At 52.4% G+C, this 16,827-nt stretch carries 17 protein-coding genes; all 17 read right to left on the reverse strand.

Features of this window, described 5'->3' with window-relative positions:
- Positions 1–154: 154 nt before the first annotated feature.
- Positions 155–1,708, reverse strand: a complete 1,554-nt coding sequence (locus MKX76_RS11125) for an ABC-F family ATP-binding cassette domain-containing protein (RefSeq protein WP_007129993.1) — start codon at positions 1,706–1,708, stop codon at positions 155–157.
- A gap of 114 nt (positions 1,709–1,822) precedes the next feature.
- Positions 1,823–2,821: a hypothetical protein gene (locus MKX76_RS11130; RefSeq protein WP_007129992.1), complete on the reverse strand. Its 999-nt coding sequence runs from the start codon at positions 2,819–2,821 to the stop codon at positions 1,823–1,825.
- On the reverse strand, positions 2,808–3,362 hold the full coding sequence (locus tag MKX76_RS11135; RefSeq protein ID WP_007129991.1) for a hypothetical protein: 555 nt from the start codon (positions 3,360–3,362) through the stop codon (positions 2,808–2,810). Before MKX76_RS11135 ends, MKX76_RS11130 begins: the two co-directional genes overlap by 14 nt.
- A 6-nt stretch (positions 3,363–3,368) precedes the next feature.
- Entirely contained in the window at positions 3,369–3,764 is a 396-nt protein-coding gene (locus MKX76_RS11140; RefSeq protein ID WP_028403531.1) for a hypothetical protein, read from the reverse strand.
- 22 nt (positions 3,765–3,786) lie between these two features.
- A complete protein-coding gene (locus tag MKX76_RS11145) occupies positions 3,787–4,245 on the reverse strand; it encodes a hypothetical protein (RefSeq protein ID WP_007129989.1) in 459 nt (152 codons plus the stop codon).
- 77 nt (positions 4,246–4,322) lie between these two features.
- On the reverse strand, positions 4,323–6,395 hold the full coding sequence (locus MKX76_RS11150; protein ID WP_028403532.1) for a hypothetical protein: 2,073 nt from the start codon (positions 6,393–6,395) through the stop codon (positions 4,323–4,325).
- Complete coding sequence (locus tag MKX76_RS11155) at positions 6,385–8,289, reverse strand: ATPase, T2SS/T4P/T4SS family (protein ID WP_028403533.1); 1,905 nt, start codon at positions 8,287–8,289, stop codon at positions 6,385–6,387. Before MKX76_RS11155 ends, MKX76_RS11150 begins: the two co-directional genes overlap by 11 nt.
- Complete coding sequence (locus MKX76_RS11160; RefSeq protein WP_007129986.1) at positions 8,276–9,127, reverse strand: hypothetical protein; 852 nt, start codon at positions 9,125–9,127, stop codon at positions 8,276–8,278. The genes MKX76_RS11155 and MKX76_RS11160 overlap by 14 nt, the downstream gene beginning before the upstream one ends.
- Positions 9,124–9,831 (reverse strand): hypothetical protein, encoded by a 708-nt coding sequence (locus MKX76_RS11165; protein ID WP_341033767.1) that lies wholly within the window; start codon positions 9,829–9,831, stop codon positions 9,124–9,126. The genes MKX76_RS11160 and MKX76_RS11165 overlap by 4 nt, the downstream gene beginning before the upstream one ends.
- Positions 9,832–9,871: 40 nt before the next feature.
- The gene (locus MKX76_RS11170) at positions 9,872–10,963 is read right to left on the reverse strand and encodes an SAF domain-containing protein (protein WP_028403536.1); all 1,092 of its coding nucleotides are present in this window, start codon (positions 10,961–10,963) and stop codon (positions 9,872–9,874) included.
- A gap of 27 nt (positions 10,964–10,990) precedes the next feature.
- A complete protein-coding gene (locus MKX76_RS11175; protein WP_028403537.1) occupies positions 10,991–12,454 on the reverse strand; it encodes a serine/threonine protein kinase in 1,464 nt (487 codons plus the stop codon).
- Positions 12,455–12,609: 155 nt separating this feature from the next.
- Complete coding sequence (locus MKX76_RS11180; protein ID WP_028403538.1) at positions 12,610–13,674, reverse strand: SAM-dependent methyltransferase; 1,065 nt, start codon at positions 13,672–13,674, stop codon at positions 12,610–12,612.
- Positions 13,675–13,679: 5 nt separating this feature from the next.
- Positions 13,680–14,453, reverse strand: a complete 774-nt coding sequence (locus MKX76_RS11185) for an ABC transporter ATP-binding protein (protein ID WP_341033768.1) — start codon at positions 14,451–14,453, stop codon at positions 13,680–13,682.
- On the reverse strand, positions 14,450–14,797 hold the full coding sequence (locus MKX76_RS11190; RefSeq protein ID WP_007129980.1) for a thioredoxin family protein: 348 nt from the start codon (positions 14,795–14,797) through the stop codon (positions 14,450–14,452). The genes MKX76_RS11185 and MKX76_RS11190 overlap by 4 nt, the downstream gene beginning before the upstream one ends.
- Positions 14,794–15,135 (reverse strand): cyclic-phosphate processing receiver domain-containing protein, encoded by a 342-nt coding sequence (locus tag MKX76_RS11195; RefSeq protein WP_007129979.1) that lies wholly within the window; start codon positions 15,133–15,135, stop codon positions 14,794–14,796. The genes MKX76_RS11190 and MKX76_RS11195 overlap by 4 nt, the downstream gene beginning before the upstream one ends.
- Positions 15,136–15,153: 18 nt before the next feature.
- Complete coding sequence (locus MKX76_RS11200; RefSeq protein ID WP_007129978.1) at positions 15,154–16,002, reverse strand: deoxyribonuclease IV; 849 nt, start codon at positions 16,000–16,002, stop codon at positions 15,154–15,156.
- Complete coding sequence (mutM, locus tag MKX76_RS11205) at positions 15,992–16,810, reverse strand: DNA-formamidopyrimidine glycosylase (protein ID WP_007129977.1); 819 nt, start codon at positions 16,808–16,810, stop codon at positions 15,992–15,994. The genes MKX76_RS11200 and mutM overlap by 11 nt, the downstream gene beginning before the upstream one ends.
- Between the last annotated feature and the right edge of the window lie 17 nt (positions 16,811–16,827).

Consider the following 16,827-nt stretch of genomic DNA (forward strand, 5'->3'; position numbering starts at 1 on the left):
GACATCGAGATCCTTAGCACCGCCTACTTCTATGTTGAAATCATGGATTGTTAATCTACTGGTCCATCCTTCAAGCGAGACACCCCATTGGGGATTTTCCCTCTCAAGATCGGCAATTTTACGCTCCTGAATGTTTCATGTAAGAACGCGGTGATTAAGCCTGCTGGTTGGACCAGTCCTCGACGTTCCAGATTTTCGTGACCCAATCCTCGTAAAAGTCCGGCTCGTGGGAGACGAGCAGGATCGTTCCCTTATACTCCTTCAAAGCCCGCTTCAGCTCATCCTTTGCAGCTACGTCCAGGTGGTTTGTCGGTTCGTCAAACAATATCCAATTGCTTTCACGCATCAGCAGCTTGCACAAACGCACCTTGGCCTGCTCGCCGCCGCTGAGCGCCTTTAACGGACGGGTAATATGCTCATTCTTCAGGCCGCAGCGCGCAAGATGGGCTCGTACCTCGTGCTGGTTCAAATGCGGGAACTCGTTCCAAACGTCATCGATCGGCGTCAAGTTGCCTGGGCGCACCTCCTGCTCGAAATAAGCCGGATACAGGAAATCCCCTTGATACGTTTTGCCGCTGAAAGGCTCAAGCTTGCCCAAAATCGTTTTCAGCAGGGTCGATTTACCGACGCCGTTGCAGCCCACGATCGCAATTTTCTCTCCGCGCTCAATGGTCATGCTCATTTTTGGCAGCAGCGGGCGGTCATAGCCAATCTCAAACTCGATTCCTTCGAATACGGTTTTGCCGCTGGCACGAGCCTCTTTGAAATTGAAGACCGGTTTGGCCGCTTCCTCCGGCCGGTCAATCCGCTCAAGACGCTCAAGCTGCTTCTCCCGGCTTTTGGCCCGCCCTGAAGTGGAATACCGGGCTTTGTTCCGTTGAATGAAATCCTCTTGCTTCTTAATAAACTCCTGCTGCTTCTCGTACGCATCGATATGCTGGTTCTTGTTAATATCCGCCATCTCGAGAAATTTCTCATAGTTGGCGGTATAACGGGTCAATTTAGCAAATTCCAAATGATAGATGACATCCACGACTTGATTCATAAATTCCGTATCGTGTGAAATCAGGATGAAAGCATAGGGATACTGCTTTAAATATTGCGTCAGCCACTCAATATGCTCCACATCCAAATAGTTCGTCGGTTCGTCTAACAGAAGCACATTCGGCTTCTCCAGCAATAGCTTCGCGAGCAGCACCTTCGTCCGCTGTCCGCCGCTCAGCGTCGCGACGTCGCGGTCGAGTCCAATGGCAGACAGGCCCAGTCCATTGGCCATCTCTTCTACCTTCACGTCCAGCAGATAAAAATCCCCCATATCCAGCTGCTCCTGAATCTCGCCCATTTGCTCAAGCAGCAGTTCAAGCTCCTCGGGAGAGGCATCAGCCATCTTGTTCGTAATTTCCATCATTTCCTTCTCCAGCTCTAGCAGAGGAAGAAACGCATCCTTAAGAACATCACGCACGGTCTTGCCCGGCGTAAGCTTCGTATGCTGGTCCAGATAGCCGTAGCGCACCTTTGGCGTCCACTCTACCTTGCCGCTGTCCTTTAACAGCTGTCCGGTTAAAATATTCATCAATGTCGATTTGCCAACCCCGTTGGCTCCGACAAGACCGACATGCTCTCCAGCCAGCAAGCGGAAGGACACATTTTTGAAAAGAGTCCTGTCCCCGAAGTTATGCGATACGTTCTCTACAGTCAATAAACTCATGGCTATAGTAACTCCTGTCTGTATAATATGAAATTCTTTCTTGGTAGTTAGCGAAAAGTACACAGTCAAGAATTTATTGTATCACACCAAGCCTCTCCCCTGAAACTACAACTTTCAGGGGGCCAGAACCCCCGGATTACGGCAGCTCCGCTCTCGATAACCTGCTGCGGCCGCCTCTTTCGGATGGGAAAACGTCTCTTCTACCTGGAAAGGAAACGAACAGTCATCCCGGAAATAATATTTCAGCCCCCGCTCGTCAACACCACCGAAATATACCGGGGACTTAACCAGTCTTGCCCCGCCAATTGCATAGTTGTTATAATAGCGATCCCCCAGCGGAATTCCCTGAACAAAGGCCAGCATGCCGACATCATCGATCGTATTCACCCACTCCTCCTGCGAGATGACGGGTAGCGTAAAGATGTAGGTCATGCCGTTGCGCAGAGCCGATTCATTATGACGCTGTATGTAATACGCCAGCCGATCCTGAACGGCGTTCACGATCGTGATTCGCCGAATATGTTCAAACGTCTCCTCATTCTGGAGCAGGGACACGCCCGATTGACCGGCCAATTCATGCCGCCACCCGGCGTACCAGCGGGAAGAGCTTGATTCATAGACGCGAACAAACGAATCCAAAGTGAACTGCACGCTATTGCCCTCGCCATCCGACCATGCATACGGCAGCTTCGGAGTCCATTGGTGGCGCATCTCCTCTTCACCGGTTGCATTGGTATAGCTCTGTAAGGCGTAGATGAAATACCCGTCATAGTCCAATACGACGAGAGCGGGGATATACCACCATAGAGCAGCCTGTGACGCCGAATCGCCGTCTTCTATGCCCATATTCATGTACAATGTTTGGGCAAACGCCTTCATTGCCTGATCTTTATCTGCCCGCATGAATTTCTTCGAATCATAGGCTGCTTCGAAAGACTGGGTTTCGTTCCTGTTTAAATTTGTACTGCCGTCCTGCACAGCGGATCGCAGTGCGGCGGTATATTTCATTTCAACATAGCGGATATCCTCCAGGCTTTCGTAACGGAAGCCAAGGATGAGAAGAAGCGGAAAGAATATGGCTGTGAACACGATCGCCAGGTCAGTAATCTTCATTAAGCACAAGCCCTCCGTAAGGAAAAACGATGGCTGCTTTTCCACTCGAATCCGTCCCGGTTAACGCATCCATGATCAGCATCCCCGGCGTTCTGTTTAGGCTCTGTACCCGGACTTGAAACAAGTCCCCGGCTGTCAGACGATACACCCGCCGTTCGTCATCCCTTGGCATATCCGTCTGCGGAAACAGATAGGCTGCGAGGTCTTCCTGATAGTAAGCATCATATACAACGACATACCGGTTAAGAAATGTGTCCGGGTCGGCGGGATCCGCATACTCCGGCTGGTATTTCTTATGGCGATGCTCCATCTGGACGTCATATTCATTGCCTGTCGCTGCAAGCTCTTGTAGAAAATCCTGATACATGGTCGGCGTGATATACCCTTTCGTACGGACACTATCCACAAATTTGGTCACCGCCTGGTAAACGACGATCCGAGATAGGTCATCCTGCCTTCTGGCCAGCTCCCCTGCAGGGACGATGTACAAAAGCAGCAGTGCGAGAAAAGCTGCAAACCATTTCGATACCGAGTTCGACACTTCGCCCTACCTCACTTTAACAAACCGAATTAAGTCCACCGCCCCGTTGCTTTCCCGGTGGTAGTCCGCCGCATAACGGCCATCCAAATCGATAACCGAGAGATCCATCGATTCGAGCTCGGTCCCTGGAGCGAACCGCAACCCGTCTATAACCGCTTCAAGCTGCCCTGACTGTACTTCGCGAAGCGTAAACAGCACCTCACTGCCCGTAAAATATGGTTCAATTGATTCAGATACGGCTGAAAACGAAGATACCCCGACATTTTGCTCCTCCGTCATCGCGGCTGCCGCCGTCAATCCGGAGTCAAGTACGGACAGCATGGTCATGGCATACAAGCAGGCGCTCAAAAAAAGACCCAGCCCGGCTGCGAGCTCTATCGCACGGATCGTTTGCTCGCGCAATCCTATCACCCTCTATCCCAATCTACTGAATAAATTTGATCCCCCGGATCACGTTGGAATCATCCTTTACGATACTCGCCTGAAACTTCCCGCTTGGATTTACATACTCCGCGCTCTTCTCGTTCATGGTCAAGCTGATATTGCCCTGCCTCGAATCCGGATTCAGAATCATCCCGCTGTTATCCAGCACATTCCCGTACCATTGTCCCGCTCTATTCTTGCCAGTAGCGATAAATATGCCGAATTGATCTTTATCCTTATACTTGCGCAGCGCGTTTGTCACTTGCGAGCCGCTAATCGTCGTGCCGTCATATACGGTGAATGCGGCTTGCGACAGCTCGGTCTGAATGTCCGAGAAGTTGTTTTGCGCCGTTTTGGTAGCTTCTTGTGCAGAAATAAACAGGATGACTACGATCGTGATCAAGGCAATGGTCAGAAAAATTCCGGCAGCGACTTTTAAAGCAGACGAAGCGTTATTCATTTGATTCTCCTCATTTCTTTACATATTTTTATACTTTTGTTGAGACAGCCATTTGCGAGCTCCGTTCCATCCCTCGTTCAAAGCCGTTGAATCTGTTCATAATAAACTTCCATCTGGGTGAAGCTCATCCCGATTAATGGAATGACGAGATACATAAAGATCAGAGCATACATCGGGGTAAAACCGATCATCCTTGCCCATGCAGCCTTGGTGTCGATCATGGCCTCATATTGCTGCTTGCGCTGCTCAAAGCTGAAGATCATCTCCCCCTCAAGATCATCAAACACGTCTTTGATCGGCACTTTGTCCATGGCGAGCAGAAGCTTGTCCACCAATCGTTGAAATTCGGGAAACCATACGTCCTCCTTCAACTCCTCCAGCGCCATCTGGGCACCATGCTCATAATGAAGCAGGCATTTCTGGATCGGAACCTTAAATATGACAGCAAAACGGTTGATCCATTCGAGGATTCCTTCAACCGAGATACGCTCCATTCCGCGAAGGATCGAAATAACCGTCTGGAATTGATATACTTCATGCCGCATCTCCATATTGCGCACTTTGCGGTGAAAATACAGCAGCCACAGCGGCGAGCAATAGGCGAGCCAGCCCAAGCACAGTGAAAACAGCAGCTCCCACCATCTTAGATACTCTCCTTCATATCGGCTAATCTTGGACAATATGCGCTTCACCGCGGCATCCATCTGCTCTGCGGATAATCCCGTATGTCCGGATTGGCTGATCCCATTCCGTACTTGTTCAGGGGTCGCATCAGGAGACATGCCTATCCTTCTCATCACGTTCCGATCCTGTTCTGCTGTCTTCTCTGCTTGAACGCGCTCCACTTCGTTCATCTGACCAAACAAAGATGGATGGGGAGGGACCGGGGTATAGAGCAAATGATGCCTTGCTTGCACATGCAGACCAATGGCCAAGCTCAACGATAGGATGAAAACCATAAAGAACAGCATCAATCTCCTCACATACAGCCATTCGAATTTGATTCGCGCATTGCTTTCCTTCAATAAGCGCAGCTGGCGGTGAAAGATGCTTGTCCCGATTCCCGGGGCCGCCATGCGGACAAGGGCTCTGACAATAGGAACTCGATATAACCGCTCCTCCCAGGAAGGGCGTTCCAATCCGGCACGATAGTCCGTCTCCCGGTGCTGCTGAAGCTTCTGGAGCAGGATATAGGAAATTACGATAATGACGTAAATGGATATCTTCGTCACAAAGCCGAGCTTGCTCATATAAAATTCATCCATGGAGGGGAAGCTGCTTCTCGCCCACCGTTCAATCGGCTTGGTAAAAAAAACCGGTGCCAGGGCAATAACATGCAATCCCTTCATCAGGTAGTCGAGCTTATCCCTTCTCAAGATATCGAGCTGAATTTCCTTGGACAATCCGCTCAATCCCTGCAAATAGATCGAGCCTTGTTTTCGTGCCTGATCTCCGAACTCCATCACAAGATGGGAGATCCCGGCAAATGCTTTCAGATACCGGTTCGGAGCAATTTCATAATAACGCTCAAGCGCGTCGTCAGGATCTTGCGATACTAGAGCATTGTAGATCCGGTTGGCATGCAGGGAGATTTCATGCCCGGCGCTCTCAGCCGCTTCGTACAGTGCCTCTTCTACCATGCCGTGCTGCTGGTAATGATGGCGGACGACAGAAAACAATTCGACGGCCTGTCCTAACAGTTTCCGTTCAAGCCTTAGGATAAACATTTCAACCAGCATATTGCTGATAACGACCGCAGCCATCAAGACAATGACGATAAAGCTCCAATCCGGACGGCTCCATATAAGCAGCAGCGCCGTCAAACCGATCGTTCCTGTAATTGCCAAGGTCAGCTTCATGGTCTCGTAGCGAAGTGCAATTTCATCATATGGATGGATAAGGACGATCCGCTGCCGGATGCGCTGGATGTAAGATTTGATGAACGGCAATTTTATCCCGTATTGATAGGCAAGCTGTGCCCACTGCCGATACAACTCGCGCAGCGTTTTGCCTTCGCCCTTGCTTGTATTGGAAGGGCCAATCTGTGATCGCCGCTTACTGCGGCTGATCCAAGCCGATATCCCAAAAGCAATTGCGAAGCAGGCCAGCGACAGCAAGAACACAATCATCAAAATAGGTTTAAGTGCCAACTGACTCCCCCCAACCTGCCGCAAGGAACGCTCTGAACCGGCTTGCATCCTCCGACTGCATCTGCTCGGTCATTTCGCGAATGCTGCGATCCGTCAAGCGCGCAGCTGGTACGTAAGCCCCGTTTCGATACTCGATCACGTTGCGCGATATATAACAAGCCCCCGCATCATCAAGCTGAAGCTCAGGTTCCGGCTGACCTTCCATCGTTTCCTGTTCGATATCGAGGGAAGCGGTGAGGCGACCGCTACGATGAATCCCCCGATCCAGAGGAATGCACTCGGTAATCCGTTCGATATATCGATTGCCGAAAGCATCGCGCTTAAGATGAATATCAAAGTTTATGACACCGGCAACTTGTTCCTCAGCAATTCGTTCCTGCCTAAACACCCCGCTCTTCAATAGCGAGTTGCGAAGAGATTGAACCAGGTCTTTGAAAGTCTTGGCATGATGGGTAAATACGGTGAATAGGCTGGCTACCTGCGACATCTGGATCATCCATGCCGCAACCTCATCACTGGCGACTTCCCCCAGGATATTGACCGTTCCGTCCGTTTTTTTCTGGAGATCAAGACCTGCTTGCCCGGTTATATGCTCCGTTTCCCTAAAGCTGAGAATGTTCCGTCTGCTGTAAATTTTGCGCAAATGAAGCTCAAATGCCATCTCTTGAACCCGAAGGGTGTAGGTAGCATAGATATGCCCAACCATTGCCATTAGAAGGGTCGTTTTGCCGGAGCCTTGCGCACCTGTAATCGCTGTGATCCGGCTTCCCTTCATTAAATATTGAAGCAGTCCGACCGCGAGCTCCGACCCGTCTCCTGTTATCAGCTGATCCAGCGAGGCTTTGGGCAGATCGAATTTACGGACAAAAAAAGCCCACGATTCTGCAAAAGGAGGTCTAACCACCACAACCCTCGATCCGTCCTTCATTTCGTTCACCTTATACCCGCTTGCCTCCGATAATTGGCCGGGATGGTTATATTTATAAATATTTTGGCAGACCCGTTTCAGCTCCAACATGCTCCCGAAAGACAGGAAGGATAAATGCAAGGAAATCCCGCGGTAGAACACCCAGACGCTTTCACAGCCGGTGGCCTGCTGTTCCTGTTCCAAGTTCCCCCTCCCCCATCCGAACCCATCGTGCCCGTAAGGAAATGCTTCCATACGGCTGTCTTCGAGTACGCCGCTGACCCCTCCGCTGACCCCGTCTATGCGCTGGTCCCGGAGTTCATCGATGACGGAAAAGCCCTTATACTCCTGGTAAATACGCTGCACCACAATGTCCAGCTTCTCCTGAAACCGAAGCGGGCGCTGCTCCGACTCATAGATATAGGCAATATCATCGGCTGTGACGGCATAGACACTGTCGTTGCCATAGCCAGGCAATACACGCGGGCGTGCAAGATCATAGGTCTCGAGCAGCATGGACAAAGCGTCCTGCCCATGATTCTGTTTATACAAATACAGGATAATCTCAAACTGGTCCTGCGGAGTTAGGATGGCTGGGTGCTCAAAAGGGATTGCCTGATCGATATTGGTTTCGTTCACGCCCAGATTGTTCACGAGCAGCTCCTTCATGAAATCCTTCACGTAGGCTTTATCCAGCACGTCCCCGGTTACGCATCCCTTAAGCGCCCGCCGCAGCTCGCTTCGCTTATTCAACCTCCGGCGGTATTCCTCCTCATGCAAGCCCAGGTCGGATAATTGACTGTGGGTCAGCTGATGGAGCGTTTCTTTCACGAATGCTGTCATCGCCGGTATAGAGTATGGATCGGTGTCATGGACTACCGCTGAAGGAGCCCCTTTTCTCTCCAGATACCGCAAATAGACCAGCAGCAGCAAAAATAGGAGGATAACGATGATCCACACCATATTCATCGCGCTACCCAAGAGCATGCATAGCCCTCGCTTTCGCCGGAACGGCTGGGAGTCCGCACTCCTCCGCAATCCCTTGTGCCAATCCCTGCATGGCCAAGTACAGTGAATTCCATCTTTTTCGTCCGTATCCTCCGCGGCTGCGCTGCATGTACATTAATACGTTTCTCGTATTCCACGCATCCGTCATTCCGGAGCAGTAAGGCACCCCAGCCGCATATCCTTTCAGGCCAAAACGCCGCTTGATATTCTGCAAGGTTGCACTGCATTCCCGGTCATATCGGCCGATGCTGTAGAAGCAAGGCTTCTCCTTAACTTCATCCGGCAATCCTCCCTTGGAAAGAACCGTCTCCAATAGATGCAGGTTCTGATTCATACCGATGACAACAAGGTCGGCGGCATTTAAGATTGCCCGGTCGGCAGCGCCTGGAGCACCATTGCCTGCGTCGGCTACCGTAACATCATGGCTATGCCGGGATGCCTCCAGAACCCTCGACATCAAGGTAGCCCCCTGCTCATTCGCACTTAAGTCTGTCCTCAATACCCGGGACCCACCCAGCAGATCCAGACGCCCGGCGATAAGCGGAACCGAATAATTACGAACATTTTCCGGATTCAGTCTGCCGCTTGTGCTAAGACGCTCCAGAGCATCCATGCCGTTATCGTGGAACGAAAGCGCATTGTCCATCATTTCCTTACGATCGGAAAATGCCAACTCGACCCGTTCGCCGGCATGTCCGCCATGGGTCAGCAGGACTCGCGTCTGATATTCCATTGCTAGCACGATTGGCAGCGCGGCGGCCAGCATTGTGCTCCCGGTACCGCCATTCAACGGACTCCAAACAGCAACTAGACTCATGCGCGTCTCCTCTCCGCATGCCTCATGGCTCGTCGAACATGCCTGCGATCCCATTCGGACAGTTGAAGAATCAGCTCGATCAAGGAGCGCTTGTAATGCCTGGACAGAGGCTTCAGAACCAATCTCCCCGCATGCTCATTTTGAATTTTCAAGCCAAAGAACAGCTCGTCCCACGGCATTTTTACCGGCTGGCCCAGCCAGGCCATCCTGCCCGGATTCAGATAGCCTTCAATATAGGCTTCATCCGTCATATCCTCGATCACATTCAAATACACACGGTGAAACGAGGGGGAGACTTGATCCGACCACTGTCCACTTAATTCCTCCAGCAGAGACGCGCTTCTCTTCAGACCCGTCAGATCGAATCCGCTAACCCAGATACAAGCATCGGCGTCCAGCCAATCGCCAGGATGTAGAAAATCGGCTCTCTCCACATCCATAAGGATGTAGTCGTAGTCCTTTTCGTCCTCATTGAGCAAATGTTGCTCAAGACTGGAAAGTGTAGCGAACCCTCCGGCCACGTCGAACCCGGCGAACTCCGTAACAGGAAGCTGCGGGTGCTGGTATCCGATACAGTACCTATACTTTGCATCCAGCGCGGCATCCACAAGCAGAACCCTTTTGTCGCCATGAGTTAGTATTTTGCACATATACAATAGCAGGTCGCTTTTGTCGCATATCCCCGTAAATATCCACTTTTTCACGCATGCTGCCCCCTTCATATTACTCGTTCACTCCACCAGATTACGGAGAGGAAAATATCAGCTCATCATCTTGGGTGCCTTCAGCCGCTGTCGATGCGGAAGTCTCCAATCCATAGCCTCCCAATATTTGCTCGGCCTCAACGTCCCTCTCGACACGAGGCTCATTCACCTCCTCGCTCCCGCCGGCTGGAAAAGATCCAGTGCTCCTGTCGCTAGTGGTCTGCCCGCCGCTGCTTGCTGGGCTCCAGGAATCAGGACTCCTCGCCGTTCCGGCCAAAGCCGGTACATCGTGAATCTCGCTCATTTGAACCTGCTGTTCCGTATTCCTTTCGCGTAAATCCTCCTCTAGTAATCTCCGTACCGCTGTCTCCAGCTGCTTCTCGGCCCTCTGGACGATATTCGGGTCGCTTGCGATCAGCTTCGCCACCTCCTCATTCGGTGGATAGGTCGGAATTGCCTTCGCCTGCAGCTCAGGCTCGACATAAGTCAGCGCATAGATGGTGGCCTGGTGCAGGTATGCATCCACCAGCGCGCTCGATAGAAGTAGAATCTCTTGCTCGCTCAAGGTCGTCCAGAAGGCAGGAGTCTGCAGCTTATCAATTTTCTTCTTGGATAAAACAATGTAATCCTGGCCCGTCGGGAATTGGACCCTGATATCAACAACGTCCCCTTTGATTAAATTGCTTGGCAGGTACACGGCTTTCATCTCGCGGTGTCTGAGATCGTCCGGCGTCGGCGCTTCTTCGAACAGCATCGATCGGGTAATGGGTGTTCCTTTCAGCAGGCCGATCTTGGCTCCCTTGCCTTCGACCTCATCCTTAAGCGACGCTAAATTCGCTGGTGCAGCGTCGGCTGGAAGGCGAACCTCCTTTAGGTCCTTCGCTTCAATCCGATGTCCGGGCGGGATATCCTTCAGTGGAACCCAAGCCGTCTTCATCGTGTTCAAATGCAGCAGCTGGGACTGTTCGAGCTCGGTGATCCGCTGCTCGTATTTGGAGCGCTCCATACCCTGCTTCTCTTTCATGTCTTCTACAAAATACATCATAGTGCCGCCACCTACCGCCCCCATCACAGCCGCCCCCGCCAGTCCCGCTGCGATCAGCTTACGGCTGCGCCGTCTAATTATCGGCATTGCTTCATCTCCTTCTCGATAATCCGGTCATTTCTTGCGGAAGAGAAATTTGCGTTTCCGCCCGGTTGTTGGTATAAAATCCCGGCAAATTCCGGCGTATGTACGCTCGCTATCCTCCAGCATTTCGAAAGGGTCCAGCTGTAGCGGAAGCGCGACCACCTTCTCCGTTTCGAGCGCACGCTTCACCCGATAAACGGAATCCTCACCTGCAAGCGGCAGCGCGTAGATCCGATGCGGCTGAGGATGTCTGGACAGCATCCGGGCCAAGGTCACTAAGTCATGCTGCCTCCACTCCGCCCCCGAGCCGATTACGATCGGCAAATCCGCGCGAAGAAACTCCTCCAGCCGCTCGCTATCCCGGTAGGCTCCCAAATCCAGCACGACCGCTTCATAGCACCCTCCGAGCACTCGGATCACTTCGCCCCTGGAGGTTTGTCGCCAGAAATCTATGCCGTTCAGCTCAAACGTTCGGCTAGTCCCTCCCTGCCCCCCTTCGGCAATGTCCTGAATGCGGCTGAAGGCATTGGCTTTAACACTCATCTCTACGACTGCGACTTTACCGTATTTCGTTGCCAGGAAATGTCCAAGTGCGATGCAGGTATGCGTCGTGCCAACACCCGGCGATGCGCCTAGAACCGCCGCAACCAGCGTTCCGGCTGCAGAACCCGGGCTGGGCTCCTGAACGGCGGCAAACGTTCGCTGGCGGAATAACGCTTTGCGAACCTCGTCTGTCGACTGGTACCTCTGCTCGGGCGCATACTGCAGCAGCTTTCGGATCACCGGCACCATTTCTCTCGGCAAGTCTCCCCGAATATGCCGCTCCACGCCGGTGATCCATTCGGTGAATCGGCCTGCAGTCGCAAGGTACAGCAGCAATGCGCCTAGACCATACAAGTCTGATCTCGCATCACTTTGCCTCCCCCCATACTGCTCCGGTGCCGCAAACCCGACCGTGCCGAGCTTAACTGTATCCTCGCTTCCGGCCAACTTATAGCTACGGGCGATCCCGAAGTCAATCAATCGGACCTCCAGCATTCTCGTCAACATAATGTTCGATGGTTTTAAGTCCCTGAATATGACCTGCGGCTCATGGCTGTGCAAATAAGCCAAGACTTCCAGCAGCTGATCTGCAAGGGACATGATAAACTCGGGCGGGACATCCGCCCGCCGCTCCCGGAAATACTTCTCCAAGGTTACACCGTCAATATAATCCATCACCAAATAGGTGCAACCGGTGTCTTCAGTACGAAAAAAATCGACGATCCGCGGCAGGCGGGGATGGTTGAGCTTGACCAGCAGCCGAGCTTCCTCCTCGACCGTGCGCTGCATGGCCGGCTCGGACTGGCTTTCCTTCACCGCCCATCGTTTTCCTGGGAGCTTCAAATCTTCCGCCAAATATACACAGCTCATGCCTCCTTGGCCGATAACGCGATCAATCGCATAGCGTCCGCCCAGCACTTCGCCGTGCACCAATCTCGAAGCATGCGTCATTCTTCGTCCACTCCTTCGCCTTGCATAGGCAACAAAAAAAGGGAAGGCACGCCGTCGTATCGATAATCGATACGAAACGGGATGCTTTCCCTTTGGTTGTTTGGTTAATTTTGGAATCATTATAGACCAGGTTGATCTCATTTGTAAAGACTTTTTTAATACTTAATCATATAGAGCGTGATCTCATCCCGGTTGTGGAACAGCTGCTTCGCACCCTGAATCTGCATCCGGGCTTCCTCAAATACCGCGATAATCTCCTTAATGAGCGCCATTGGCTTCTTGGTCAGGAGCTTGACGGTAATGACGGCCGTCCCTCCAGTCTGAAGACTGTACAGCAGGCCTGTCACCAATCTGGCCATTTGCTTCGGACTCCAGCTCATATCGCAGACCAGCAGATCGAACTCCTGCTCCCTAAAGGATACGTCCGCCGCATTTTTATGAATGACCCGAAGCATCCGGTTCCCCTCTAAGGAAGGGTGCATGCGCGCCGGATCCACAGCCGTCACCTCCAAGCCTTGCTCCAGTAAAAACGAGGTCCAACCGCCGGGGGCTGCACCGATATCCAATGCTCGGCGGAAGCTGCGGAAAGGAATCCCGAACTGCTTTTCGGCTTCGAGAAGCTTAAACTTTGCTCTGGAGATCTGACCCTCCTCGCGTTGGAAGCGAACAGCACCTCCGTTCCAGTCGGACAAATTGTCCTCGGGTTTCGATACGCCCAAATACCAGGTTTCTTCATCGGCAAAGATTGAGATGATCCACTTCGGCTCCTGTACGGTAAATTCAAGCTCAAGCGCTGACAATCGGCTTTGCAGCATATCGCGTAACGCCCCCGGACTATCCGTCCATGAGCTATTTTCACTCTTCCGGATCTGGATCGCAACCCGGCTCCTGCCAATCTCATCGCGATTCAGCAAATACCGCTCCGCCTCGTTAAGCGCTTCTTCCGCTTGACCGGCAGGCAGCTCAACATTCACTGGAAACAGATGCCTCAGAAATATTGGAGGCTGGGATTGAATCATCCTCACCGCCTCTTCTACGGATCTTGCCAATGTAACGAGAAATACTTCGCCGGGTATTAACACGGAGCTTTTCAAGCTGCCGAACATCCGGCGCAGCTCCTCTTGGGCATAGGGGGCGAAACCGTGATTCGCCGTGCATACCAGCTTGCTGTGGAAATCCTGTTGCTGCTCCCGCTCATCATTCACATTCCATTCGTCCAATCGGATTAACCTCCAGAAATAACTTTGATCCAGGGACGACCGCTTTCCCATTCCAGCCGGGCGTCGATATCATAAGTTTGTTTAATAAGTTCGCTGTTCAATACGTCTTCCTTCAGGCCGGATCCTTCAAGCCGTCCTTCCTTAATTAGCGCTACATGGGTGAATAACGGGACAATCTCCTCAATATGATGGGTTACGTAAATGACGGCAACGTCCCGTTTTCCTAATCGGCCAATCTCCTCCAGCATTAGCTCGCGCTCGTACAGATCCAGGCCGGCACAAGGCTCATCCAAAATTAAAAGCTTCGGGTCATGCATTAAGGCACGTGCCAGCATCACCTTTTTCCGTTCCCCTTGAGATAAGGTGCCAAGCGGCTGTTCGGCCAGGTGTCCAAAGCCCATCTCCTCTAGCAGAGCGTAAGCCTTACCGCGGACATCTGCCGGGATTTCCTGATAAAACCGCAAGAACGCATAGGCGCCTGTGGACACAACCTCCCATACCGGATCATGCAGCGTCAGCTTCTCCATTAACGATTGGCTGATATAGCCGATTTCCTTGCGGACCTCCCGGACGTCGCATTGACCATACACATTCCCGAGCACCTCAATCCTACCGCTGCTGGGAAACTGATAGCCGGTCATCAGCTCGAGGAGCGTCGTTTTTCCGGAGCCGTTCCTCCCCAGAATAACCCAATGCTCTCCCGGCCGCACCGTCAACGAAACATCATGCAGGATTTGGCGTTCTCCGCGAACCAGAGATACATACTGCATCTTGATCATGGCTTCACCCTCCTGACAAAGTTCAAAATATCCTCGACCGATCCCATCCGGTACAGCACTTCTGGCTCCTTATTCGGCGTGCTGCCGGCCGTCATCAAGGCAGGCACGCTTCGAATCTGATACCGGTTTACAACCGCAGGAAGGAAGTTGACATCGGCCTCCAAAATCTCCACGTCCGGGAGAATATGCTCCACGATATGGAGCATTTTGCGGGCTGCCGCGCACGTACCGCAGAATGGCGTGTGCAGAAAGACTACGACCGGCTCGCCTTCCATCTTTCTGCCGGCAAGCCTCTCGAGCCACTCCAGCCGATCCAGCAATTCCCGCTCCGTCACTGCCTTCATCTCGTTCCCTCGGCGATCTCGCGGATCAGCGCTTCCGGCATCGGTCCATTATGGACACGGACATCCTCCGGCATATGCTCATAGAGCATTTCGTACATTTTGCGGCGGCCGTATGGACTCGATGTATGGAGGTATATTTCTTTTGCGCGCAGCTTCTCAGCGATCATGGCCGCCACCACGTCACCACCGTTCATCTGATCGTGTCCCAGCTCATAATCCAGAGACAGCACGTCCACTTCACATTCGCGGAGCATCATCAGACATTCTTCCCCGTTTCGCGCCAAAGCAAATCCTTTCGGATGGGGGCGCCAGTCATCCAAATATAGATGGATCTTCATTGCCTACTCTCCCTTGATTTAAGACCAGGACAATACCGTGGCGATATCTTCCCGATGCGTACCGTCCGGTCCTTTTTCGCTTTCCAGAACAAGTGCCTTGCCGGCAATTTCAGGCGCCAGCGCAAGCTGTTTCAGCGCGTCCGCACCGATCTTCCCTTGACCGATCCGGGCATGGCGGTCTTTCCTGGAGCCGGCACCGTATTTTGAATCATTAAGGTGCACTGCAATCAGATGCTCCCAATACTGCAGCGAGCGTCCTCTGGCAAGCAGCTCCTCCGTATTGGATGGATCCCAGCCCCCTGCGGCGAACAAGTGGCAGGTATCGAGACAAAAGCCTATTTTTTCAGGGTATTTCGCAAGCTGCCTAATCTTCACGCACTCCTCCAGCGTTATGCCCATTGGACCATGATCGCCTGCCTGATTCTCAATTAGGAGCTTGGTCTGTCCCTTCCAATCCGCCAGCACGTCGTTCAAGCATTGGATAATATTCTGATACCCTGCCAGCGGATTATCGCTCTTGAGGTGCCCGAAATGAACGACGATGCCAAGGGATCCGCAGGCTTCTGCGATTACCAGGTCGTTCTTGAGAGAATCCACCGTCAGCCTGTAATGCTCTTCACCGCGCGTGAACCCCGTCGCCATGTTCGTCGGGTACGGCGTATGGGCGATCGAGACCAAATTTTGCTCGCGGCAAAATTTTGCGCATGCAGCGGCATTCGTAAAATCAGGTGCTTTTAAGTGCAGGCTGCGCGGATTTTTCGGAAAATACTGATACGACAGCGATCCCAGGGAAAGGGCATGCTGGGCGGCGGCCAGAAACCCGCCCCGGGTACTGACATGGCTTCCGATCCGCAGCTTAGGTTTCATGCTGGCAATTCGGACAGAAGAATACCTTCCGCCCGGTATGCTCCGTTTTTATAATCGGTGTCCCGCAACGGACGCAGGGCTCTCCTTCACGGTCATATACCTTGCACCTGTCATTGTAAGATCCGGTCAAGGCGTCGCCGGCTTGAAACGGCATTTCCATGTAGCCCCCTCCGTCCGTCGCTTCCGTCATCACCTTAACCGTACTGTCATACAGCTGCTCCAGCGCCTCTGCAGACAGGTCTTGGATTTTCGAGAGCGGATGAATCCGGGCATCAAAGGCGATTTCGTCCGCATAGCAATTGCCGATTCCAGCCATCACCTGCTGATTGACCATGGTGCTCTTCAGCGCACCCCGGCGCTTGCCGATCAGCTCGACAAAGCGAGCTTTGTTCATCCGGCGATCCATCAGCTCCGGCCCGAGATGCTTCAGCGCCTCATCGGTCTCTCTTGCCGTCAGAAAATGCAAATAGCCGAGGCGGAGTCCGATGAAATACAATATCTGGTCTCCAAAAGTGATCTCAACCTGTGTAGAACGCGATGGGCGCTCCTCATCCTTCCGTCCTAAATACAGCATGCCGCCCAGCATGAGATGCAGCAGCAGACGGCCACCATTATTGAGGTGAAACACGAGATGCTTGCCTCTTCGTTCCACAAAAATAACCCTGCTTCCCATGAGGGCCTCCGTAAATTGCTCCATCGTTACATTGAGCGATTTCTCCCGGTTCACGACGACATTCGTGATCGGAATATTAACGATCGTCTGAGTCAATAATCTTCGGTAATTTTCCATTTCCGGCAGTTCAGGCATGATTCATCTTCCCTTTC

The sequence above is a fragment of the Paenibacillus sp. FSL R5-0810 genome (assembly GCF_038002285.1).
Classification (GTDB): Bacteria; Bacillota; Bacilli; order Paenibacillales; family Paenibacillaceae; genus Paenibacillus_AQ; species Paenibacillus_AQ lactis.